General features: G+C 38.7%; 15 protein-coding genes, 20 tRNA genes, 1 rRNA gene and 1 riboswitch. Of the genes, 35 read left to right on the forward strand and 1 reads right to left on the reverse strand.

Annotated features, from left to right (window positions below; genetic code table 11):
- Positions 1-149 precede the first annotated feature (149 nt).
- From rrf to AC1UFB_RS08560, 27 genes are all read left to right on the forward strand, one after another.
- A 5S ribosomal RNA gene (rrf, locus tag AC1UFB_RS08430) occupies positions 150-265 on the forward strand.
- 12 nt (positions 266-277) lie between these two features.
- Positions 278-353: transfer RNA gene (locus AC1UFB_RS08435), tRNA-Val, on the forward strand.
- A gap of 10 nt (positions 354-363) precedes the next feature.
- Positions 364-439, forward strand: a tRNA-Thr gene (locus AC1UFB_RS08440).
- A 5-nt stretch (positions 440-444) separates the two neighbouring features.
- Positions 445-520 (forward strand) — tRNA-Lys (locus AC1UFB_RS08445).
- A gap of 16 nt (positions 521-536) precedes the next feature.
- Positions 537-622: transfer RNA gene (locus AC1UFB_RS08450), tRNA-Leu, on the forward strand.
- Positions 623-638: 16 nt separating this feature from the next.
- Positions 639-713 (forward strand) — tRNA-Gly (locus AC1UFB_RS08455).
- A gap of 12 nt (positions 714-725) precedes the next feature.
- Positions 726-814, forward strand: a tRNA-Leu gene (locus tag AC1UFB_RS08460).
- Positions 815-823: 9 nt separating this feature from the next.
- Positions 824-900: transfer RNA gene (locus AC1UFB_RS08465), tRNA-Arg, on the forward strand.
- Positions 901-904: 4 nt separating this feature from the next.
- Positions 905-981, forward strand: a tRNA-Pro gene (locus tag AC1UFB_RS08470).
- A gap of 5 nt (positions 982-986) precedes the next feature.
- Positions 987-1,062, forward strand: a tRNA-Ala gene (locus AC1UFB_RS08475).
- A 23-nt stretch (positions 1,063-1,085) separates the two neighbouring features.
- Positions 1,086-1,162: transfer RNA gene (locus tag AC1UFB_RS08480), tRNA-Met, on the forward strand.
- 12 nt (positions 1,163-1,174) lie between these two features.
- Positions 1,175-1,267, forward strand: a tRNA-Ser gene (locus tag AC1UFB_RS08485).
- Positions 1,268-1,287: 20 nt separating this feature from the next.
- Positions 1,288-1,364 (forward strand) — tRNA-Met (locus AC1UFB_RS08490).
- A 4-nt stretch (positions 1,365-1,368) separates the two neighbouring features.
- Positions 1,369-1,444: transfer RNA gene (locus AC1UFB_RS08495), tRNA-Asp, on the forward strand.
- Between the two features lie 9 nt (positions 1,445-1,453).
- Positions 1,454-1,526, forward strand: a tRNA-Phe gene (locus tag AC1UFB_RS08500).
- 11 nt (positions 1,527-1,537) lie between these two features.
- Positions 1,538-1,613, forward strand: a tRNA-His gene (locus AC1UFB_RS08505).
- A gap of 9 nt (positions 1,614-1,622) precedes the next feature.
- A tRNA-Gly gene (locus AC1UFB_RS08510) sits at positions 1,623-1,696 on the forward strand.
- Positions 1,697-1,700: 4 nt separating this feature from the next.
- Positions 1,701-1,777, forward strand: a tRNA-Ile gene (locus AC1UFB_RS08515).
- 8 nt (positions 1,778-1,785) lie between these two features.
- Positions 1,786-1,860 (forward strand) — tRNA-Asn (locus tag AC1UFB_RS08520).
- Between the two features lie 7 nt (positions 1,861-1,867).
- A tRNA-Ser gene (locus tag AC1UFB_RS08525) sits at positions 1,868-1,958 on the forward strand.
- A 15-nt stretch (positions 1,959-1,973) separates the two neighbouring features.
- A tRNA-Glu gene (locus AC1UFB_RS08530) sits at positions 1,974-2,045 on the forward strand.
- A 196-nt stretch (positions 2,046-2,241) separates the two neighbouring features.
- Positions 2,242-4,176: a 1,4-alpha-glucan branching enzyme gene (gene glgB, locus AC1UFB_RS08535; protein ID WP_328101761.1), complete on the forward strand. Its 1,935-nt coding sequence runs from the start codon at positions 2,242-2,244 to the stop codon at positions 4,174-4,176.
- The gene (locus tag AC1UFB_RS08540) at positions 4,127-5,269 is read left to right on the forward strand and encodes a glucose-1-phosphate adenylyltransferase (protein ID WP_100346681.1); all 1,143 of its coding nucleotides are present in this window, start codon (positions 4,127-4,129) and stop codon (positions 5,267-5,269) included. The genes glgB and AC1UFB_RS08540 overlap by 50 nt, the downstream gene beginning before the upstream one ends.
- A gap of 31 nt (positions 5,270-5,300) precedes the next feature.
- Positions 5,301-6,326, forward strand: coding sequence for a GlgC family sugar phosphate nucleotidyltransferase (locus tag AC1UFB_RS08545; RefSeq protein WP_100346682.1), 1,026 nt, complete (start codon positions 5,301-5,303; stop codon positions 6,324-6,326).
- Positions 6,323-7,753, forward strand: a complete 1,431-nt coding sequence (glgA, locus tag AC1UFB_RS08550) for a glycogen synthase GlgA (RefSeq protein ID WP_100346683.1) — start codon at positions 6,323-6,325, stop codon at positions 7,751-7,753. The genes AC1UFB_RS08545 and glgA overlap by 4 nt, the downstream gene beginning before the upstream one ends.
- A gap of 13 nt (positions 7,754-7,766) precedes the next feature.
- Complete coding sequence (locus tag AC1UFB_RS08555; protein ID WP_061784906.1) at positions 7,767-10,178, forward strand: glycogen/starch/alpha-glucan phosphorylase; 2,412 nt, start codon at positions 7,767-7,769, stop codon at positions 10,176-10,178.
- 114 nt (positions 10,179-10,292) lie between these two features.
- Complete coding sequence (locus tag AC1UFB_RS08560) at positions 10,293-10,436, forward strand: hypothetical protein (RefSeq protein WP_156413441.1); 144 nt, start codon at positions 10,293-10,295, stop codon at positions 10,434-10,436.
- Between the two features lie 141 nt (positions 10,437-10,577).
- Here the strand turns inward: AC1UFB_RS08560 and AC1UFB_RS08565 are convergent, their stop codons facing one another.
- Positions 10,578-11,321 (reverse strand): TraR/DksA C4-type zinc finger protein, encoded by a 744-nt coding sequence (locus tag AC1UFB_RS08565; protein ID WP_100346684.1) that lies wholly within the window; start codon positions 11,319-11,321, stop codon positions 10,578-10,580.
- A gap of 368 nt (positions 11,322-11,689) precedes the next feature.
- Here AC1UFB_RS08565 and AC1UFB_RS08570 point away from each other — a divergent pair, with 368 nt between their 5' ends.
- From AC1UFB_RS08570 to AC1UFB_RS08605, 8 genes are all read left to right on the forward strand, one after another.
- Positions 11,690-13,111, forward strand: coding sequence for an isochorismate synthase (locus AC1UFB_RS08570; protein ID WP_328101399.1), 1,422 nt, complete (start codon positions 11,690-11,692; stop codon positions 13,109-13,111).
- Positions 13,098-14,846: a 2-succinyl-5-enolpyruvyl-6-hydroxy-3-cyclohexene-1-carboxylic-acid synthase gene (gene menD / locus AC1UFB_RS08575; RefSeq protein ID WP_328101398.1), complete on the forward strand. Its 1,749-nt coding sequence runs from the start codon at positions 13,098-13,100 to the stop codon at positions 14,844-14,846. Before AC1UFB_RS08570 ends, menD begins: the two co-directional genes overlap by 14 nt.
- 3 nt (positions 14,847-14,849) lie before the next feature.
- Positions 14,850-15,674 (forward strand): 2-succinyl-6-hydroxy-2,4-cyclohexadiene-1-carboxylate synthase, encoded by an 825-nt coding sequence (gene menH, locus AC1UFB_RS08580; protein WP_061784910.1) that lies wholly within the window; start codon positions 14,850-14,852, stop codon positions 15,672-15,674.
- A complete protein-coding gene (gene menB / locus AC1UFB_RS08585) occupies positions 15,671-16,489 on the forward strand; it encodes a 1,4-dihydroxy-2-naphthoyl-CoA synthase (RefSeq protein WP_025911893.1) in 819 nt (272 codons plus the stop codon). Before menH ends, menB begins: the two co-directional genes overlap by 4 nt.
- A 62-nt stretch (positions 16,490-16,551) precedes the next feature.
- On the forward strand, positions 16,552-18,021 hold the full coding sequence (locus AC1UFB_RS08590) for an o-succinylbenzoate--CoA ligase (protein ID WP_100346686.1): 1,470 nt from the start codon (positions 16,552-16,554) through the stop codon (positions 18,019-18,021).
- On the forward strand, positions 18,018-19,124 hold the full coding sequence (gene menC, locus AC1UFB_RS08595) for an o-succinylbenzoate synthase (protein ID WP_482588970.1): 1,107 nt from the start codon (positions 18,018-18,020) through the stop codon (positions 19,122-19,124). Before AC1UFB_RS08590 ends, menC begins: the two co-directional genes overlap by 4 nt.
- Before the next feature lie 114 nt (positions 19,125-19,238).
- Positions 19,239-19,454: a hypothetical protein gene (locus tag AC1UFB_RS08600; RefSeq protein ID WP_482588971.1), complete on the forward strand. Its 216-nt coding sequence runs from the start codon at positions 19,239-19,241 to the stop codon at positions 19,452-19,454.
- Positions 19,455-19,831: 377 nt separating this feature from the next.
- Positions 19,832-20,017: riboswitch (cobalamin riboswitch) on the forward strand.
- A 182-nt stretch (positions 20,018-20,199) separates the two neighbouring features.
- Positions 20,200-22,395, forward strand: a complete 2,196-nt coding sequence (locus AC1UFB_RS08605; protein WP_231882734.1) for a ribonucleoside-diphosphate reductase subunit alpha — start codon at positions 20,200-20,202, stop codon at positions 22,393-22,395.
- The last annotated feature ends 13 nt before the right edge of the window (positions 22,396-22,408 follow it).

Consider the following 22,408-nt stretch of genomic DNA (forward strand, 5'->3'; position numbering starts at 1 on the left):
TTAACCAAATTAGAAAAGCGAAGGCGACTAATTAGGAGCCATAGCTAGACAGTAAACTTAGTACTCAGCAAAATGTTATCTAGTTTTGAGAGAATAAAAACTTAAAAAGAGTCTTGATTTCTTTCAAAAATATTGTATAATGTAATATGTCTGGTGGCGATAGCAGAGAGGTCACACCCGTTCCCATGCCGAACACGGAAGTTAAGTTCTCTAGCGCCGATGGTAGTTGGGACTTTGTCCCTGTGAGAGTAGGACGTTGCCAGGCTGTTATATCAATGGAGGATTAGCTCAGCTGGGAGAGCACCTGCCTTACAAGCAGGGGGTCGGCGGTTCGATCCCGTCATCCTCCACCATGAATATGTTGCCGGTGTAGCTCAACTGGTAGAGCAACTGACTTGTAATCAGTAGGTTGGGGGTTCAAGTCCTCTTGCCGGCACCACTTTCGAGCCATTAGCTCAGTTGGTAGAGCATCTGACTTTTAATCAGAGGGTCGAAGGTTCGAGTCCTTCATGGCTCACCATTTTAAATACACACATGCGGGTGTGGCGGAATTGGCAGACGCGCTAGACTTAGGATCTAGTGTCTTTACGACGTGGGGGTTCAAGTCCCTTCACCCGCACCATTTAATTTCATAATGCGCGGAAGTAGTTCAGTGGTAGAACACCACCTTGCCAAGGTGGGGGTCGCGAGTTCGAACCTCGTCTTCCGCTCCACAAATAAGTCCTGCCGGGGTGGTGGAATTGGCAGACACACAGGACTTAAAATCCTGCGGTAGGTGACTACCGTGCCGGTTCAAGTCCGGCCCTCGGCACCATTTTAATAAGCGCCCGTAGCTCAATTGGATAGAGCGTTTGACTACGGATCAAAAGGTTAGGGGTTCGACTCCTCTCGGGCGCGCCATAAACGGGAAGTAGCTCAGCTTGGTAGAGCACTTGGTTTGGGACCAAGGGGTCGCAGGTTCGAATCCTGTCTTCCCGACCATTTCTGGGGCCTTAGCTCAGCTGGGAGAGCGCCTGCCTTGCACGCAGGAGGTCAGCGGTTCGATCCCGCTAGGCTCCACCAATTTAATACATTTATGATAATATGGCGGTGTAGCTCAGCTGGCTAGAGCGTACGGTTCATACCCGTGAGGTCGGGGGTTCGATCCCCTCCGCCGCTACCATATATAATATACGGAGGAATACCCAAGTCCGGCTGAAGGGATCGGTCTTGAAAACCGACAGGGGTGTTAAAGCCCGCGGGGGTTCGAATCCCTCTTCCTCCGCCATTATATTATTATCAAATTATCGCGGGGTGGAGCAGTCTGGTAGCTCGTCGGGCTCATAACCCGAAGGTCGCAGGTTCAAATCCTGTCCCCGCAACCAAAGTGGTCCCGTGGTGTAGCGGTTAACATGCCTGCCTGTCACGCAGGAGATCGCGGGTTCGATTCCCGTCGGGACCGCCATTATAAAAAGGCTCGGTAGCTCAGTTGGTAGAGCAAAGGACTGAAAATCCTTGTGTCGGCGGTTCGATTCCGTCCCGAGCCATCATCTATATGGCGATTGTGGCGAAGTGGTTAACGCATCGGATTGTGGTTCCGACATTCGTGGGTTCGATTCCCATCAGTCGCCCCATATAATTAAGCGGGTGTAGTTTAATGGTAAAACCTCAGCCTTCCAAGCTGATGTCGTGAGTTCGATTCTCATCACCCGCTCCATAATGGGCCTATAGCTCAGCTGGTTAGAGCGCACGCCTGATAAGCGTGAGGTCGGTGGTTCGAGTCCACTTAGGCCCACCATTTATTATTCCACAGTAGCTCAGTGGTAGAGCAATCGGCTGTTAACCGATCGGTCGTAGGTTCGAGTCCTACCTGTGGAGCCATTATATTGGGGAAGTACTCAAGAGGCTGAAGAGGCGCCCCTGCTAAGGGTGTAGGTCGCGTAAGCGGCGCGAGGGTTCAAATCCCTCCTTCTCCGCCAGTCAATTTTAATAATGGCCCGTTGGTCAAGTGGTTAAGACACCGCCCTTTCACGGCGGTAACACGGGTTCGAATCCCGTACGGGTCATATCTAAAAAGGTTTGCATTTATGCAAACCTTTTTTATTTATTTGAAAACCGTCTAATAAATAGATGGTTTTTTTATTTTCGTAAAAATATTCAGAAAAGAAGGGAAAAACAGCTGCTTTATGGAATGCAAATTAGATAATAGAAATGATAGAAAGGTTTATTTACTAGGTTAATTGTTATCAAGGAGGGGTATTTTTGAATTCGACTGTTCAACCTACTGATTTTGACATCCATCTTTATCACGAAGGAAATTTATTTCATAGTTATAAGCTTTTTGGGGCACATAAGTTAACAATAAACAGCACAGAGGGAGTACGTTTTTCTGTCTGGGCTCCTAATGCTTCTGCAGTAAGTATTGTGGGTGATTTTAATGAATGGAACGGTTTGAATCACCGGCTAGAGCGATTAAATTCTGAAGGGGTATGGACAATATTCATTCCGTATCTTGAAGAGAATATGATTTATAAATATGAAATTACAACTCGTGATGGAACAAAACTACTAAAAGCTGATCCTTATGCTTTTCATAGTGAAGTAAGACCCGATACTGCTTCTAAAATTTATTATTTAGAAGGGTACAAGTGGGGAGATCAGTATTGGAAACGTAAGAAGAAACAACAAACTATTTATGAAAAGCCTATGTGTATTTACGAATTACATGCTGGTTCATGGAAAGTTCATGAGGATGGTGAACTATATACGTATCGTGAGTTAGCTGAAGAGTTAATTCCTTATGTAATAGAACAAGGGTTTACTCATATCGAACTATTACCTCTAGTTGAGCATCCGCTCGATAAATCTTGGGGGTACCAAGGAACTGGTTATTTTTCTGCAACCAGTCGATACGGTTCACCACATGATTTAATGTATTTTATTGACCAGTGTCATCAAAGCAGCATAGGTGTTCTTTTAGATTGGGTTCCGGGGCATTTTTGTAAAGATGCGCATGGATTATATATGTTTGATGGTTCACCCACGTATGAATATAAGAACGAATTAGATCGCGAAAACTATACATGGGGCACGGCTAATTTTGACTTAGGTAAACCGGAAGTACAAAGTTTCTTAATATCAAATGCACTTTTTTGGTTAGAATACTTTCACATTGATGGTTTTAGAGTCGATGCTGTTGCTAATATGTTATATTGGCCAAATTCTCATGAATTGGTTGAGAATCAATATGCTGTTCAATTCTTAAGAAAGCTGAATGAGGCGGTTTTTGCTTATGATTCGACTATCTTAATGATGGCTGAAGATTCAACGGATTGGCCATTAGTTACGGCTCCTACATATGACGGTGGGCTAGGTTTTAATTATAAATGGAACATGGGCTGGATGAACGATGTTTTAACTTATATGGAAGCCGACATTCATCAAAGAGCAAATCTTCATGAAAAAATGACTTTCTCCTTAATGTATGCCTTTAATGAAAACTTTATTTTACCATTCTCTCATGATGAAGTAGTTCATGGAAAGAAATCATTGTTAAATAAAATGCCTGGAGACTATTGGAGAAAATTTGCACAGCTTCGGTTATTATACGGTTATTTTATTGCTCATCCTGGCAAAAAATTGCTATTTATGGGCGGAGAATTTGGTCAGTTTGATGAGTGGAAAGACGCAAGTGATTTAGATTGGCAGCTATATGACTTTGATATGCACCAAAGTTTAAATAGCTATTTCAAAGAACTTCTTAAGATTTATAAACGAAGTAAACCACTTTATGAATTAGATCATCAAGAAGAGGGTTTCTCTTGGATTGATGTGAATAATCGAGAACAAAAAATCTTTTCATTTATTCGAACATCAACAAATAGTCAAGATAAGCTTGTTGTAGTATGTAACTTCTCAGATGTTCCATACCATGCATATAAAGTAGGTGTTCCTCTAAACACAGAATATGTTGAGGTCATCAATAGTGATCATGTTGATTTTGGAGGTTCTGGAGTTGTTAACCCAAAACCTTTAAAAGTAATCGAAGAAGGATTTCATGGTCTACCATTTCATATTGAAATGGATGTACCACCCTTTGGGATTAGCATCATGAGAACAAAGAAAAAACGGGGGGAGAGAAGAAACAATGTTAAAAAAGAAGTGCGTAGCGATGTTGTTGGCAGGAGGAAAAGGTAGTCGATTAAGTTCGCTTACAAAAAATTTAGCAAAGCCAGCTGTTCCATTTGGTGGGAAGTATCGAATTATTGATTTTGCGCTAAGCAATTGCTCCAACTCTGGGATTGAAACAGTTGGAATTTTAACGCAGTACCAGCCTTTACTCTTACACTCTTACATTGGTATTGGAAGCGCTTGGGACTTAGATAGAAGAAACGGAGGCGTTACTGTATTACCTCCTTATTCAGAGTCATCAGGGGTAAAGTGGTATAAAGGAACTGCCAGCGCTATTTATGAAAACCTAAACTACCTATGCCAGTATGAGCCTGAGTATGTGTTAATTTTATCAGGAGACCATATTTACAAAATGAATTATGAAAGTATGCTAGATTATCATATTGAAAAAGAAGCAGATGTATCTATCTCAGTAATTGAAGTTCCTTGGGATGAAGCAAGTAGGTTTGGAATTTTAAATACAAATGAAGCCTTAGAAGTTCAAGAATTTGATGAAAAGCCACAGTATCCAAAAAATAACTTGGCATCTATGGGTATTTATATTTTTAAATGGAATATTCTTAAAGAATATTTAGAAATGGATGCACGTAACCCTTATTCTAGTCATGACTTCGGAAAAGATGTCATTCCGCTATTGTTAGAAGAGAAAAAGCGTTTAATGGCATATCCATTTAAAGGATATTGGAAGGATGTAGGAACGGTTAAGAGCCTATGGGAAGCAAATATGGATTTATTAGATGAAAGTGATGAGCTCAATTTATTTGACTCTTCGTGGAAGGTCTATTCCGTAAATCCGAGTCAACCCCCTCAATACATTGCTCCAACAGCATGCGTCGTAGAATCATTAGTCAATGAAGGCTGCGTAGTTGAAGGTAGTATTGAACGTTCCGTGTTATTTCCAGGTGTACAAATTGGTAGTGGTTCAGAAGTAAAGCGAAGCGTTGTGATGCCATCAGCAAAGGTTGGCGTAAACGTATATATTGAAAATGCTATTATTCCGTCAGACGTAATTATTCCAGATGGAACAATTATTAAGCCAACCAAGGGAAAAGAAGAAGTTATTTTAGTGACGAATGAACTGTTAGAGTCCATTTCATAACGCATTTAATTAACAGAGAGGATGAACTACATTGAATAATCAAATGCTAGGCATTATTGATGCTTGCACAACTACGAGCTCCTTACAACCATTAACTTTTTATCGTTCAATTGCGGCTGTTCCATTTGCAGGACGCTACCGATTAATTGATTTTATGCTATCAAACATGGTTAATTCTGGTGTGCAAAGCGTAGCTATATTTCCGAAAGATCGCTATCGTGCTCTTACCGACCATATTGGTTCAGGCAAGGAGTGGGATTTAGACCGAAAAAGAGATGGTCTATTCATTTTTCCACCTGTAAAAAACGATTTAAAATTAGAAGACCCATCGCTAATTGCTCAATTCCGCTATCATATTGATTATTTCCTTCGAAGTAAACAAGATTACGTTATTATTGCAAATAGCTATACCATTTGTACCATTGATTTTAACCAAGTATTAAAGCGTCATGTAGCTCAAGGTGCAGGTGTAACGTCAGTAGTGAACGGTAATACACCTCTAAATATATACATTATTAATAAAAAAGCGTTACTTGATATCCTACAAAATGAAACCCAAGACTTTGATACGATTACAGAGCTCGTACACTATCTTTCTTCGTCCTCGAAAGTGATCACGTATGAGCAAAATGGGTACCTTTCTCAAGTAGATTCGCTAGAAGCCTATTATAAAGCTAGTATGGATATTTTATCTGCAGAAACGTGGAAGCAGCTATTTTTAAGAACTCGTCCAATCTATACAAAAACAAAAGATGAACCTCCAACACGCTATGCAAAAACAGCTGTCGTGAAAAATTCAATGATTGCTAACGGTTGCGTTATTGAAGGGCATGTGGAAAATAGTATTATTTTCCGAGGAGTAAAGATAGGAAAAGGTGCAGTTGTTAAAAATAGTATCGTGATGCAAAAAGGAGCTATTCTTGAGAATAGTGTATTAAACTATGTTGTTTTAGATAAAGATGTAAAAATAGGTAGTCATGAAGAGTTGAATGGTGAACCTAATCTACCAAGAGTATTAGCAAAAGGAACAGTTCAAGGAGCGTTGATGAATTCGTGAATGTATTATTTGCAGTGTCAGAATGTGTACCCTTTATTAAAACAGGGGGATTAGCAGACGTAGCTGGTGCTTTGCCTAAAGAATTGAAGCAGTTGGGTACTAACGTGTCCGTGATTATGCCTAAGTATAGCTTGATTTCTGAGAAGTACAGTGAGCAGATGACTCTAGAAAAAGTGATCTACGTCCAAGTTGGCTGGAGAAGACAATATTGTGGGATTTATACGCTAGAAATGAATGATACTCAGTACATTTTTATCGATAATGAATACTATTTTAAAAGAGATAGTCTGTACGGTCATTATGATGATGCGGAGCGCTTTGCTTTTTTCTCCAAAGCGGTACTAGAGGCTATTCCAACTCTAGTAAATGAGCCGGATATTATTCATTGTCATGACTGGCATACAGCCATGATTCCGTTTCTATTAAGAGCACAATATAGTATGTATGACCATATTGAGACAGTATTCACCATTCATAACTTACAATTTCAGGGTATCTTTCCAAAGCAGAATTTATATGAGCTATTAAACTTAAATGAGTATCATTTTACGTCCAACCAGTTAGAGTTTTATGGCAATTTAAATTTTATGAAAGGCGGCATTGTCTCTGCGGATAAAATTACGACAGTGAGCCCAACTTATCGAAATGAAATCCAAATGCCTTATTATGGTGAAAAGTTAGATGGGTTACTAAGACAACGAGACCAGGATTTGATAGGGATTGTAAATGGTATTGATGACCAAGCCTATAATCCGGAAAATGATGAATTAATTGCATTTAACTACTCAGCTCAAGATTTAGCAGGTAAGTATAAGAATAAAGAAGATTTACAAGCATACCTTGGATTAGATGTGAGAAATGATGTTCCACTTGTTTCAATGGTCACGCGATTAACAAAGCAAAAAGGGTTAGATCTTGTAAAGCATGTTTTTCATGAAATAATTCGTTTAGATGCGCAGGTTGTTATACTGGGAACAGGTGAAGCAGAATTTGAATCATTTTTTAAAGAGATGGAATCTCAGTATCCCAATCAGGTAAAAGCAATTATTGGTTTTAATGAAGCGCTAGCGCATAAAGTGTATGCAGGATCAGATTTATTTTTAATGCCTTCAAAGTTTGAGCCATGTGGATTAGGTCAATTAATTGCGTTACGCTATGGTGCAATACCCATCGTTAGAGAAACAGGTGGGCTAAACGATACGGTCCTTTCGTATAATGAGTATACCTACGAAGGAAACGGATTTACTTTTGCAAACTATAACGCTCACGATATGCTTTACACAATTGAAAGGGCAATTTCCTTTTACAATGATAAGGACGTATGGGAGAAATTAATGCGAGACGCTATGAGTCAAGATTATAGCTGGGCGCAATCGGCATTTAAATACAATCAACTATATGCGAACTTAACATCTATTTCATCTTGAAAGGGTGATAAGCTTGTTCTCTAATAAAGAAAGCTTTCAAAAAGTATTTTTAAAAAAGTTAGAAATGACTTATGGGAAAAGCTTCAAAGAATCGACGGTACAAGATCAATACCATACGTTAGGAAATATGGTGAGAGAGTATATTAGTAGTGATTGGATTGCTACTAATGAGGCTCAGAGATCAAATCACTCAAAACAAGTGTATTATCTATCGATTGAATTTCTATTAGGCAGGCTATTAGGACAAAACTTACTTAATCTTGGAATAAAAGAAGTAGTTGAAGAAGGGTTAAAAGATTTAAATATTTCACTAGAAGAGATTGAGGAAATTGAAGCAGATGCTGGGTTAGGGAATGGTGGATTGGGCCGGTTAGCTGCTTGCTTTTTAGATTCTTTAGCCTCTTTAAATTTACCAGGGCATGGATGTGGAATTCGATATAAGCATGGGTTATTCGATCAAAAGATTGTGGATGGCTTTCAAGTAGAGTTACCTGAACAATGGCTTCGCCACGGTAACTCTTGGGAAGTGAGGAAAGTTGATCAATCCATTGAAGTGAACTTCTGGGGAGATGTTGAATATTACAGTGATAATGGCAAACTAGCATTTCGACATATTAACGGAGAGTCTATTTTAGCTGTGCCGTACGACATTCCTGTAGTAGGTTATGACACGACTACAGTGAATACGCTTCGACTTTGGAATGCAGAACCTGCCTCATTTCCAGTACATAAAGACGTAATGCAGTATAAAAGAGAAACGGAAGCAGTCTCTGAATTTTTATATCCAGATGACACCCATGAAGATGGTAAGATTTTAAGGTTAAAGCAGCAATATTTTCTTGTATCAGCTAGTTTGCAAAGTATTGTTCGTTCACATCGTATCGTATACGGGACGCTTGCCAATCTACATGAAAAAGTAGCTATTCATATTAATGACACTCACCCTGTATTAGCTATACCAGAGCTTATGCGCATTCTATTAGATGAGGAAAAGCTTAGCTGGGATGATGCTTGGCATATTACTACACAAACAATCTCATATACGAATCATACAACGTTATCTGAAGCTTTAGAAAAATGGCCAATTCATTTATTTAAGCCACTTCTTCCTCGCATTTATATGATTGTGGAAGAAATTAACCAGCGCTTTTGTGAAGAGTTGTGGAAACGATATCCTTATCAATGGAAAAGAATTGAGGATATGGCAATTATCGCACATGATATGGTGAAAATGGCTCATTTGGCTATTGTAGGCAGCCATAAAGTAAACGGTGTAGCTAAAATACACACCGATATTTTGAAAAAGCGAGAAATGAAAAACTTCTTTGATTTCTATCCACAGAAATTTATTAATAAAACAAATGGTATTACTCATAGACGATGGCTGTTAAAGGCGAATCCAGAATTATCAATACTTCTCAATGAAACCATTGGTGATGAATGGGTGAAAAACCCTTACGCATTAAAACAGTTGGAACCTTATGCTCAAGATAAAAATTTTAAAGACCAATTAAAAAAAGTAAAGCAACAGCGAAAAGATATTTTAAGCGAAGTTATCAAAAAGCAAACTGGTATTGAAATAAATCCACAATCAATCTTTGATGTGCAGGTGAAGAGACTGCATGCTTATAAGCGACAGTTGCTAAATGTACTTCATATTATGTACCTGTACAATCGTTTAAAAGAGGATTCTAACTTTAAAATTGTACCAAGAACGTTCATCTTTGGGGCAAAAGCTTCCCCAGGATATTATTATGCTAAGAAGGTTATTAAGTTAATTAACTCAGTGGCTGATGTAGTAAATAGTGATCCCGTCACATCGCCGTTTTTAAAAGTTGTTTTTCTCGAAAACTACCGTGTTTCTTTAGCTGAAGATGTGTTTACAGCAGCGGATGTTAGTGAACAAATCTCAACTGCTAGTAAAGAAGCATCAGGAACAGGGAATATGAAATTCATGATGAACGGTGCTTTAACCGTTGGAACAATGGATGGAGCAAACGTAGAAATTGCGGAAGTTGTTGGAGAAAATAATATGTTTATCTTTGGCTTATCATCCGAGGAAGTTCTACACTATCAACAAAACGGTGGGTATCGTTCATTTGATTATTACCATCATGATCAACGAATCAAAAAAGTGTTAGAGCAGCTTATAAACGGCTTTTTTAAGAATACTTATGATTTATTTGAGCCAATTTATGATTCTTTGTTAATGCAAAATGATGAATACTATGTACTGAGAGACTTTGCGTCCTACGTTCAAGCACAGGAAAAAGTAAATCAAGCATATGGTGACAAAGACAAGTGGTTTGAAATGAGTGCGTTAAACATTGCTCAATCAGGTTATTTCTCTAGTGATCGCACAATATCAGAATATGCAAAGGAAATTTGGGAGATTAATTCATCAAAACAAATATTATCATACTAAAAAGAGACTGAGACATAAGTAGTTCAGTCCTTACTATACCTGAACGATTGAGAGTTCATAACTTTTAATCGTTCAGGTTTTTTGGTTGATTGTGAAAACAATGTTGGAAACAGGGTGGAATGGAGCGTAGGTCACTCGACTCCTGCGGGAAAGAGAGGGAAAACGGAGATCCCGCAGCGCAGCGAGGAAGCTCAGGTTCCTCCCCGCGGAAAGCGAGTGGCCGTAGCGCAATGGAACGAACGTGTTGAGACAAACTAAAGAGATGGGAACAGTTAGTGTTCGTCTTTTAGAAGCAATCATTTTGTTATGTCCCAAACTCTTTTATCTATTGTCACCACTTAAGAAATTCCCTTAAAGGTATATTCAACATAAAAAAACAGGAGTATTACGCTACTCCTGTTAATCTGTATAATGTTCTTTCTCGTGAGAAGGGAGGTGACCAAAAGTGGTCATGATGCCTTCTTCATCTAAGCTTTGCTCATACTCTTCATGCTGCTTGGACGGATAGACAACAATTTTTTTTCCATATAAATCAGTACCTACAAAGTTCTCATAGTCTTCTACATAACCGACGTTTTCGTCATGCTCAATATATGTGTCGTTATAAGAAGAAATATCTCCTTCAAAATCAGATGGGGACTCAGACGTTCCATACCTCTCTACGTCTTGCCAAGAATCTTCTGCGTCATATTCAGTTGCTCCGGAAGTGTCCAGGTCGTATTGTCCAAATGGATGACGAAGATTTAATTCTTCGATAGGTCTTTGGCGTGATGTTTCCTGAGATGGACTATGCTCTTTACAATACAACGTGGTAGGAACTGCTTCTAGTCGTTCAAAGCTAATATCCTTCCCACATGTTTTACATTTTCCATATGTGGTTGCCTCCATCGCATTTAAAGCAGTCTTAATTTCCTCTAGCTCTTCCCTTGTATGTTCATATAATGCAATGTCTTTTTCCCGTTCATAAATTTCACTCGCCATATCTCCAGGGTGGTTATCATAACTTGATAACTCCCCTGTTGAATCATGTAAACTTTGGGATGTTAATCCAAAATCATTATTATCTTTTAACTGGTTTAGTAAGTTTTCCTGCTCAGTTAATAATACGTCCCTTAATTGGTTTAGCTGCTTGTTGGAAATCATAAAAATTCTCTCCCTTTTCCCTTGAATTACTCAATTCCACATTATTATGTGTTAAATGATTTAAAAAAATTAAGCTCTATCGTGTTTCACATGTGAAATGATTGGCATTTATGATGAAATGTGTAATGACTTCTTCCATTAGTTATGGAAAAACTAGGTGGTAGATACTTTCAATGATGAAGGAGAGTTGATACTTTCCGTAGTTATATCACGTAACGCAGAAACCAAGAGCACAAACTCGTTAACTTCTGATGAGATATGATACAATCTTATCAAAGGAATTCAGTTGTCAAACTAGATTTTTTTACAACGAAAGTTTATAATAAATTGGTTAAAGACTTACGAGATTATAAACGGGGGGACGTAGTGTGATTGCAATAACTGAACAGTTAATACATGATCATTTATCAAAGGCAATTGAATGTGCCAGAAATGAAAGTAATACAAAACTTGTCAGCGTAGTCAAAAAAGTAAGACCTATTGACCCCCTTATTTTTTATGCAAACGGCTATAGACAGTTTTGTAAAGAACGTTTCTTTTGGAGAGATCCGAACCAACAGTACACATTCGTTGGGTTAGGAAGAGCTTATACGCTGTCTTCCAAAGAAGGGTCTGCGCGTTTTTTTGATACAGAAAAACAATGGAAGCGCTTTAAAAAAGATATTTTATATACAAATAACGTAGAATTTCCAAATGGTACAGGTCCTCTGCTTTTTGGAGGATTCTCATTTGATCCTTATCAAAAAAAGGACAGCTATTGGACGGATTTTTCCAATAGTAAATTTGTAATTCCTTCTGTTCTGTATACAGAGGCAGATGGAAATGGGTATCTAAGTATAAACATTAAAGTAAGTGGTGAAGACAATATACAAGATCACCTTAAGCACATTGAAGAGCTTGAAGGATTGTTAATAAATCAAGAGTATGATGGCAGTAGCTACTCATCACCTTTACTATTAACAAAAGAAGAAATTGATGTACAAAGGTTTACAAAAAATGTTCAAAATGCTACTTCCTTAATTCAACAAGAAAAAATTGAAAAAGTCGTGCTAGCTCGACAGTTAAAAGCAACATTTACTGAAGCAATTTCGACAGAGTACGTTATTCAGCGTTTACTGAGAGAGCAGCCTACAAGCTACACCTTCATTTTTGAGAATGAAAACCAACATTTTGTTGGTGCATCTCCAGAGCGTTTGGTGCAGAAAGAAGGAGACTATGTTTTTTCAACTTGTTTAGCGGGTTCCATTAAGCGAGGAAAAACACGTAAAGAAGATGCGCTTCTAGGTGATGAGCTTTTAAATGACCAAAAAAATTTAATTGAGCATGACGTGGTCGTGCATATGATTAAAGAAGCAATGGACGCCTATTGTATGGAAGTAGAAATACCTATGCAGCCAACATTGTATAAAACGAAGCATATCCAACATCTCTATACACCTGTACGAGGTAAAATCAAGAAAGGTGTGACATTGTTTTCTCTGTTGAAAGAGCTCCACCCCACACCTGCTCTAGGAGGATATCCGCAAAGAGAATCCTTGTCCATTATTCGAAAGTTAGAGCCGTTCAATCGTGGATGGTATGCAGCTCCAATTGGGTGGATTGATATTAACGGTAACGGAGAGTTTATTGTTGGGATTCGTTCAGGTGTAATTGAACGACAACAAGCGATGCTTTTTGCAGGGTGTGGGATTGTAGCAGATTCGACACCTGAGAGTGAATACGAAGAAACAACGATTAAATTTAATCCAATGCTATCAGCTTTAGGGGGTATAGCAAGTGGACCATACTGATCAGTTAACTGCTTACGTAGCAGCTTTTGTAGACGAACTAGCTAAATTAGGTGTAAATCATGTTGTGGTAAGCCCTGGTTCTCGCTCAACACCGATTGCTATGTTAATGTCTGAGCATGAAAAGATAAAAGTTCATTTAAATATTGATGAGCGCTCGGCTGGATTTTTTGCTTTAGGTATGGCAAAAGCAAAAAATCAGCCTGTTGCGCTTGTTTGTACATCTGGAACAGCTGCTGCAAATTATTTTCCAGCAGTTGTCGAAGCACATCACTCAAGGGTTCCTCTACTTGTCATTACGGCAGATCGTCCGCATGAACTGCGTGAGGTAGGAGCTCCACAGGCAATTAATCAACAATACTTATTTAGTCATTATGCAAAGTGGTTTGTGGATACAGCTTTACCAGAAGCTGCGGAAGAGGCAATTCGTTATATTCGAACTGTGGCTGGAAGAGCTGTTAGCGTTTCAGCTGGTGCTCCAAAAGGTCCTGTTCATATTAACATGCCGCTTCGTGAACCAATTGTTCCAAATCTTTCTTTAGAAAATTTATGGAGCTTACATGAGCGTGATAACTCGTACGTTTCGTTTAATAAGGGAAATCCAATGCTTTCTAGTCAAGCTTTTGCGCATATTGGTCAGTTCATAAAAGACGAAACAAAAGGTTTGATCATATGTGGAGATCAGCTAAAGGGGGAAGATAAACAGGCTATTGTAGAGTTAGCAAATTATCTTCAATTTCCAATTATTGCGGATCCACTCTCGCAGATGAGAAACGGTGATCATGCTAAAAATCTCGTTATCGATACGTACGATTCTTTTTTGAAAAAAGAAGGAATTCAACCGCTATTGAAGCCAGAAGTTGTCATTCGGTTTGGTGCCATGCCTGTATCAAAGGGTTTGACTTTATTTTTAAAAGCGTATGAGCCAAAAGCTGTTTTTGTAGTAGATGAAAGTAATGGATGGCGAGATCCTACACTTCGCTCAACGCATATGATTCAGTGCAACGAAGGGCTATTCGCTCGTGAATTACCAAAGTATATAGGAAGTAAGAAATCTTCTAATTCATGGAGTGAAAAGTGGATTGAATTAAATAAGCAGGTTAAGGATTCGTTAAAAATCAACTTACAAGATAAGTGGTTTGAAGGTAGCATTGTACAGGAACTATCAAAGCTTTTACCAGCTAATTCGGCTTTGTTTATTGGCAACTCAATGCCAATAAGAGATGTAGATTCGTTTTTCTTTGCGACAGATAAACCAATTCACTTATTTGCAAATCGCGGTGCTAATGGCATTGATGGTGTTGTTTCATCAGCTTTAGGTGTTAGCACGGAATATGAACATACTGTACTTTTAATTGGGGACTTATCTTTTTACCATGATTTAAACGGCTTGCTCGCTGCTAAAATGCATAATCTTAACTTAACAGTCGTGCTCATTAACAATGATGGCGGGGGAATCTTTTCATTTTTACCTCAGTCAAAAGAAGAGAAGCATTTTGAGTTTTTATTCGGTACGCCAACAGGTCTACAGTTTGAACATGCTGCAAAGTTATATGAGGGTACATTTAGTAGAGCCTATACAGCAGATGAGCTTCACTGCGCATTAAAAGCTTCGTTTAAAGAGGGTGGCTTGCACATTATTGAAGTGCCAACAGCTCGCAAAGAAAATGTCGAAATACATCGTGAAATCTGGAGTGACGTTTCCCAGGTAATAAATTTGTCTGAATTTGAGGAATAAGAGATGTATTATAGATATGAAGATGTTTCGTACCATGTTGAAGTACAAGGGAAAGGAACTCCCCTTTTGTTATTGCATGGCTTTACAGGTTCCTCTCAAACTTGGAGTACATTTACGAAGTCTTGGGCACGTTATTATGAGGTTATTACAATTGATATTATTGGACATGGAAAGACAGATTCCCCTAGCGATGTAGCTCCATATAAAATGACTCAGATGATGAACGTTATTGTAAGTCTTCTAGATAGGCTCCGAATTGAAAAGGCCTTTGTTCTTGGCTATTCAATGGGAGCGCGTCTAGCGTTGGCATTTTCCATTCATTATCCAGAACGAGTGAAAGCGCTCATTCTAGAGAGTGGATCACCGGGCTTAAAAACACAGCCGGAGCGAATGGCAAGGCAAGCTGCTGATGAAGAATTAGCTGCGTTCATTAGGGAGCAAGGTGTGTTGAAGTTTGTGGACTACTGGGAAAGCATCCCCATGTTTAAAACTCAAAAGCGCATGCCTGAAAAAGATCAAGCACTAGTTCGTCAAGAGAGGTTGGCTCAATGTAAGCTCGGGTTAGCAAATAGTCTAATTGGTATGGGAACTGGAGCTCAACAATCTTATTGGGAGAAGTTACATACCTTGTTGCTTCCTGTCCTGTTAATTACAGGTGAACTTGATCAGAAATTTTGTGAAATCGCAAAAGACATGTCTAACCAGCTCAAATTTTGTAGGTATAAAGTTGTTTTAAACACTGGCCACGCAATTCATGTGGAACAACCAAGAATTTTTGGTAAAATAGTAAGTGAGTTTTTATCACAACATGAGGAGGAAGAAAGATGACAGTTGAATGGGTATCTCAACGTAATTATGAAGATATTTTGTATGAAACATATAATGGAATTGCAAAAATTACAATTAATCGTCCAGAAGTACGAAATGCTTTCCGCCCAAAAACGGTAATGGAATTAATTAATGCTTTTGCATATGCGCGTGATGATTCAAGCGTTGGTGTAATTGTGCTAGCTGGTGCTGGAGACAAAGCATTTTGTTCTGGTGGAGACCAAAAAGTACGCGGGCATGGTGGTTATGTAGGGGAAGACGAAATTCCTCGCTTAAACGTATTAGACTTACAGCGATTAATTCGCGTTATTCCAAAACCAGTTGTTGCGATGGTTTCAGGCTATGCAATCGGTGGAGGTCATGTTTTACATATCGTATGTGACTTAACAATTGCTGCAGATAATGCAATTTTTGGCCAAACGGGTCCAAAAGTTGGAAGCTTTGACGCTGGATATGGTTCAGGCTATTTAGCGCGTATTGTTGGTCATAAAAAAGCGCGTGAAATTTGGTATCTATGCCGTCAATACAATGCGCAAGAGGCACTTGAAATGGGACTTGTTAACACTGTTGTACCATTAGAAGAGCTAGAAGCAGAAACAATTAAATGGTGTGAAGAAATGTTAGAAAAGAGCCCAACAGCTCTACGTTTCTTAAAAGCTGCATTTAATGCTGATACGGATGGATTAGCTGGTATACAGCAATTTGCTGGAGACGCTACGCTTTTATATTACACAACTGATGAAGCAAAAGAGGGTCGTGACGCATTCAAAGAAAAGCGCAACCCAGACTTCAAACAGTTCCCACGTTTCCCATAATGCTCAAAACAGCTTGATGACATTCATCAAGCTGTTTTTTCTATGGAAAGGAGAATAGAAGCATGAATTTGTTACCTAATTGGTTAAGTCAACGAGCGAAAGTAACACCTAACCGAGTTGCGGTGGACTTAGCAGCGGAATCGATTACATTTTTACAGCTGCATAAACGAGTGGTGAAGCGAGCTTTTCAATTAGCGAGCTATGGGATAAAAAAAGGTCACACAGTTGCTATATATATGAAGAACCGAATAGAATATATTGAATTAATTCATGCTTTAGCTTATATAGGAGCAAAAGCACTATTACTCAATACGCGTTTAAAGCAGCAAGAGATTCAGTATCAATGTAGCGATGCAAAAGCGAACTTTCTTGTTGTGGATGAGAGTTATGAAGAAACCATACTGCTTTCAGGAACAGAACTAATTCAGCTACAAGACCTTATCTATCGACACGAAAAAGAAATTGTGCTTCAATCTCAGTATGATTTAAATGATACGTATACAATTATGTATACGTCAGGTACTACAGGTAACCCAAAAGGAGTTATGCAGTCTTATGGAAATCACTGGTGGAGTGCTACTGGGTCATCGCTAAACCTTGGACTTCAGACAAATGACTGCTGGCTCGTTGCTGTGCCTTTGTTTCATGTTAGCGGTTTTTCTATTTTAATGAGAAATGTTATTTATGGGATGAGAATTGTATTACACTCAAAGTTTGAAGCTATACAAGCAAACGCTGCTATTGAAACAAAAGGTGTGACCATTATGTCGGTCGTAACTTCGATGCTGACCCAAATGTTAAAGGAACTAGGTGGCAGAAAATATCCTGAATCATTTCGCTGCATGTTAGCAGGAGGAGGTCCCGTGCCAAGAGTTCTCTTGGACGACTGTATAGAGAAAGGAATCCCTGTCTACCAGACGTATGGCATGACAGAGACTTCTTCTCAGTTTGTAACGTTAGCTCCAGAAGATAGTATTCAAAAACTTGGATCTGCAGGAAAGCCCCTGATGCCTTGCCAGCTTAAGATTGTAAATGCTAACGGTGAGGAAGTAATGAATGGTATAGAAGGTGAAATTGCTGTGAAAGGCCCTAACGTAACGTCTGGGTACCTTAATAAACCAGAAGAAACAGATAAAGCAATAAAAAATGGTTGGTTTTATACAGGAGATATCGGCAAACTTGATGAAGATGGATTTTTATACGTATTAGATAGAAGATCAGATTTAATTATTTCAGGTGGAGAAAATATCTATCCAGCAGAAATTGAGAGCACTCTATTAAAGCACCCACTTATTGCAGAAGCCGGGGTTACAGGGCTGCCTCATAAACAGTGGGGACAAGTTCCAGCAGCTTTTTTAGTAGTTACATCGCCAATAAAAAAAGAAGAGTTACAGGCATATTGTCAGTCGATGTTAGCCAATTATAAAGTACCAAAGTATTATTTTATTGTTGATGATCTACCAAGAACCGCTTCCAATAAAATTATTAGACGAAAATTACCTCAGCGTATAGAACAAGGGCGTCAACTATGATTGAAATTCATAAAGCAACCATTCATGCTATTGAATTGAACCTATTATCACCGTTTTCAACTAGTTATGGAACTGTGACAAATCGAGAACTGCTTCTTTTAGAAGTAGAAGATATAAGCGGTGAAGCAGGCTGGGGAGAAGTGGTAGCATTTTCAACTCCTTGGTACACAGAAGAAACCATCCAAACGTGCTTTCATATGCTCAATGATTTTTTACTTCCGGCTTTAATTGGAAAGCGATTAACGACGCCTTTAGACCTACAGGAAATATTTAATCCGATTAAGCGAAACCATATGAGTAAAGCAGCAATAGATTGTGCAGTGTGGGATTTGTTTGCTAAGAAGAACAACAAGTCTCTATCTCAAGCTCTTGGTGGCACAAAAGAAGCTGTAGAAGCTGGTGTAGTAGTTGGACTCGATGATATTCATAAGATGGTTCATAAAATAGATGAACACTTGAAAGCTGGATATAAACGTTTTAAAGTAAAGATTAAGCCTGGAGCTGATTATGACCTTATTAAGCAAATTAGAAATCATTATCCAAAACTGCCGCTGATGGTAGATGCAAACTCTGCTTACTCCTTAAATGATTTGAATTTGCTTCAAAAGCTAGATGAATTTGACCTTATGATGATTGAACAGCCATTAGATTCTAGTGATATTATCGATCACCGTCATTTACAACAGCAGCTACGCACGCCCGTTTGCTTAGATGAAAGCATTGTGTCTTATGATGATGCTAGAAAAGCAATTGAGTTAGGGAGCTGTCAAGTTATTAATGTAAAAGTTGGACGGGTAGGCGGCTTAACAGAAGCAAAACGAATTCATGACTTGTGCCAGAAAAGTAATGTTCGACTATGGGTAGGGGGAATGCTGGAATCGGGTATATCAAGAGCTCATAATATTGCATTAGCTTCATTAGAGAATTTCACGATACCTGGAGACATTTCAGCTTCTTCACGCTATTGGAACAAAGATGTCATTCTTCCAGAAGTAGAAGTGGATGATGGGTTAATTCATGTGCCAGAAGAACCAGGCATTGGCTATCGGGTGGATAGGATATTTTTAAATAAAGTTTCCACATATCAAAAAACATATGCATAATGTAGAGACTGAGACATAAGTAGTTCAGTCTCTACTATACCTGAACGATTGAGAGTTCATAACTTTTAATCGTTCAGGTTTTTTGTTGATTGTGAAAACAATGTTGGAAACAGGGTGGAATGGAGCGTAGGACACTCGACTCCTGCGGGAAAGAGAGGGAAAACTGAGATCCCGCAGCGCAGCGAGGAAGCTCAGGTTCCTCCCCGCGGAAAGCGAGTGGCCGTAGCGCAATGGAACGAACGTGTTCAGACAAACCAAAGAGATTGGAACGGCTATTGTTCGTCTCTTAGAAGCAATCATTTTGTTATGTCCCAAACTCTTTTATTGTGAGTTCGTTTTTTAAAAAAATTTTCTTTTTATTTATATAGCAGCTGTCTAGTCATGTGAAAAAAAGTTTGATTAAATTTCATAAATCAAATAGTACAACCAATCCGAGAAAACATGTTATGATGGAATAGTTTGATGAAAAATAAGACTGTTTGTAGTGGCTAGTTGCTAATACCTAACAAAACTTTTAAAAATTTCTTTTTTTACATATGTTTAGGAAACCTTACTTAACAAAGGCGTAAATCAGTATGTTAAGTAAGGTGGGGTAAATGTGCGGGAATTTATTTTGAAAAAGATATTGTAGTTCTGTAAGTTGTCCCTTATAATGTGTTTATAACACAACATCTTGTTTTTTATTAAAACTTCATATACTATATTTTGTGTTTTTCAGTAGAAAAGGTGTCTGAAAAAAGACTTAAAAGGGAATTTGGTGTAAATCCAAAACTGTCCCCGCAACTGTGAATGCTGATGAAATAAGGAATAGCCACTGTGAGTAACGATCATGGGAAGGCCTTAGAGTAAAGCGAAGCATAAGTCAGGAGACCTGCCTTTTTTATGACGTTTTATCTTCTTCGGGAGGTGAGAGGATAGAGCGAGGATTGAGAAAAGACATTTTGTCTTCTTTTATCTTCGTTCTATTCGCTCACTGCGTCAGGTGAGTGATTTTTTTATGCTGGAGAAAAAGGAGGAACTTATTTTTATGATTAATACAACAGATTTAAATAAACTTGAAAAAGTAAATTATGATATGAAACTACTTGGTGAAAAATTTCCACAACTTGATTTTTCATGGTATGAGGAAAAGGTAGTAGAAACAGTTGCTGCGAAAGAGAATATGACGGACGAAAAAATAGCAAATGTTTTTATTTTAGCAGCACTTGAGCGAATTTCAATGGATGAGCCAGATTGGACATATGTAGCAGCTCATATCTATTTACAAGAGCTATATCGCAAAGCTGCCGCCAATAGAAAATACAATCAAGCTGAAAGGTACGGCTCATTTTATAAGCTTATTACAGAGCTTACAGATATGGGGATTTATAGTACACAGCTTTTGGATACATACTCTGTGGAAGAGATTAATGAGCTAGGCTTAGCCATTGATTATACAAAAGATAGCCTATTTACGTATATTGGCCTGTTAACATTAGCTGATCGCTATTTAGCAACATCACATGATAAGCGTGTATACGAGCTACCGCAGGAACGCTTTTTAATTATTGCTATGACACTCATGGCAAATGAAAAGAAAGAAGAGCGTTTAGCGCTGGTAAAAGAGTCATATTGGGCACTTTCAAACCTTTACATGACAGTGGCAACGCCGACATTAGCGAACGCAGGAAAAAGCTATGGACAGCTATCAAGCTGCTTTATTGATACGGTTGATGATAGTTTACGAGGTATCTATGATAGCAATACGGACTTAGCTACGCTAAGTAAAAACGGTGGTGGAATTGGCGTATATCTAGGTCATATCCGTAGCCGAGGTAGCGATATAAAAGGGTTTAAGGGCGTATCATCAGGAACAATTCCTTGGATGAAACAGCTTAATAACACAGCAGTTAGTGTTGATCAACTGGGTCAACGTCAAGGGGCAATTGCTGTATATCTAGACGTATGGCATAAGGATATTTTTTCTTTCTTAGATGCACGTTTAAACAATGGAGACGAGCGTCAGCGTACGCATGACTTATTTACTGGCGTTTGCTTGCCGGATTTATTCATGGAAGCTGTTGAAAAACGTGAAGACTGGTACTTGTTTGATCCTCATGAAGTTCGTACGGTAATGGGTTACTCGCTAGAAGATTTCTATGATGAAGAGGAAGGCAGCGGCTCCTTTAGAAATCGTTATCGTGAATGTATTGAAAATGAATCCCTATCAAGAGAAAAAGTGCCTGCGATTGAAATTTTTAAACGAATTATGATTTCACAATTAGAAACAGGAACACCATATATGTTCTACCGTGATACAGTGAACCGTGCTAACCAAAACCGTCATGAGGGCATGATTTATTGCAGTAACTTATGTACAGAAATTACGCAAAATCAAAGCATGACAACAGTGGTTGAAGAAATCACAGAAGATGGAAAAATCGTCATTACAAAGCAACCAGGTGACTTTGTCGTTTGCAATCTATCGTCTATCAACTTAGCACGTGCAGTAACGGAAGATGTACTTGAACGCCTTGTGCCCATTCAAGTTCGTATGCTAGATAACGTAATTGAACTGAATAACCTTCCAGTTCTACAGGCAAAACTAACAAACCAACGCTATCGTGCTATCGGTCTAGGTACGTTTGGTTGGAACCATTTATTAGCTCTACAAAAGATCGCTTGGGAAACAGAAGAAGCTGTTCAGTATTGCGATGAGTTATATGAAAAAATTGCTTACCTAACGATTCAATCAAGCATGGAGCTTGCAGAAGAAAAAGGAGCATACCCTCTATTTGAGGGGTCCGATTGGGAAACAGGAGCTTATTTTGCAGCACGCGGTTACGAAAGTAATCAGTGGAATGAGCTACAGGCGCTTGTGAAAGAAAAGGGAATTCGAAACGGATATTTAATGGCCGTTGCGCCGAATTCATCTACTTCCATCATTGCTGGGTCTACGGCTAGTATTGATCCGATTTTCCGTAAGTTCTATTCAGAAGAGAAGAAAAACTATAAAATTCCAGTTACTGCTCCAGATTTGTCACCGGAAACGAATTGGTATTATAAGTCTGTTTATTTAATCGACCAACATTGGAGCATTAAGCAAAATGCAAAGCGTCAGCGTCATATTGACCAATCTATCTCGTTTAACATTTATGTTCAAAATGATATTCGTGCAAAAGATTTACTAGATTTACACATGACTGCATGGAAAGAAAAGCTAAAAACAACGTATTATGTTCGCTCTACGTCTAGCGAAGTAATTGATGAGTGTGAAAGCTGCCATAGCTAAGAAAGGAGTCGAT

The sequence above is a fragment of the Priestia sp. KCTC 13724 genome (genome assembly GCF_056820425.1).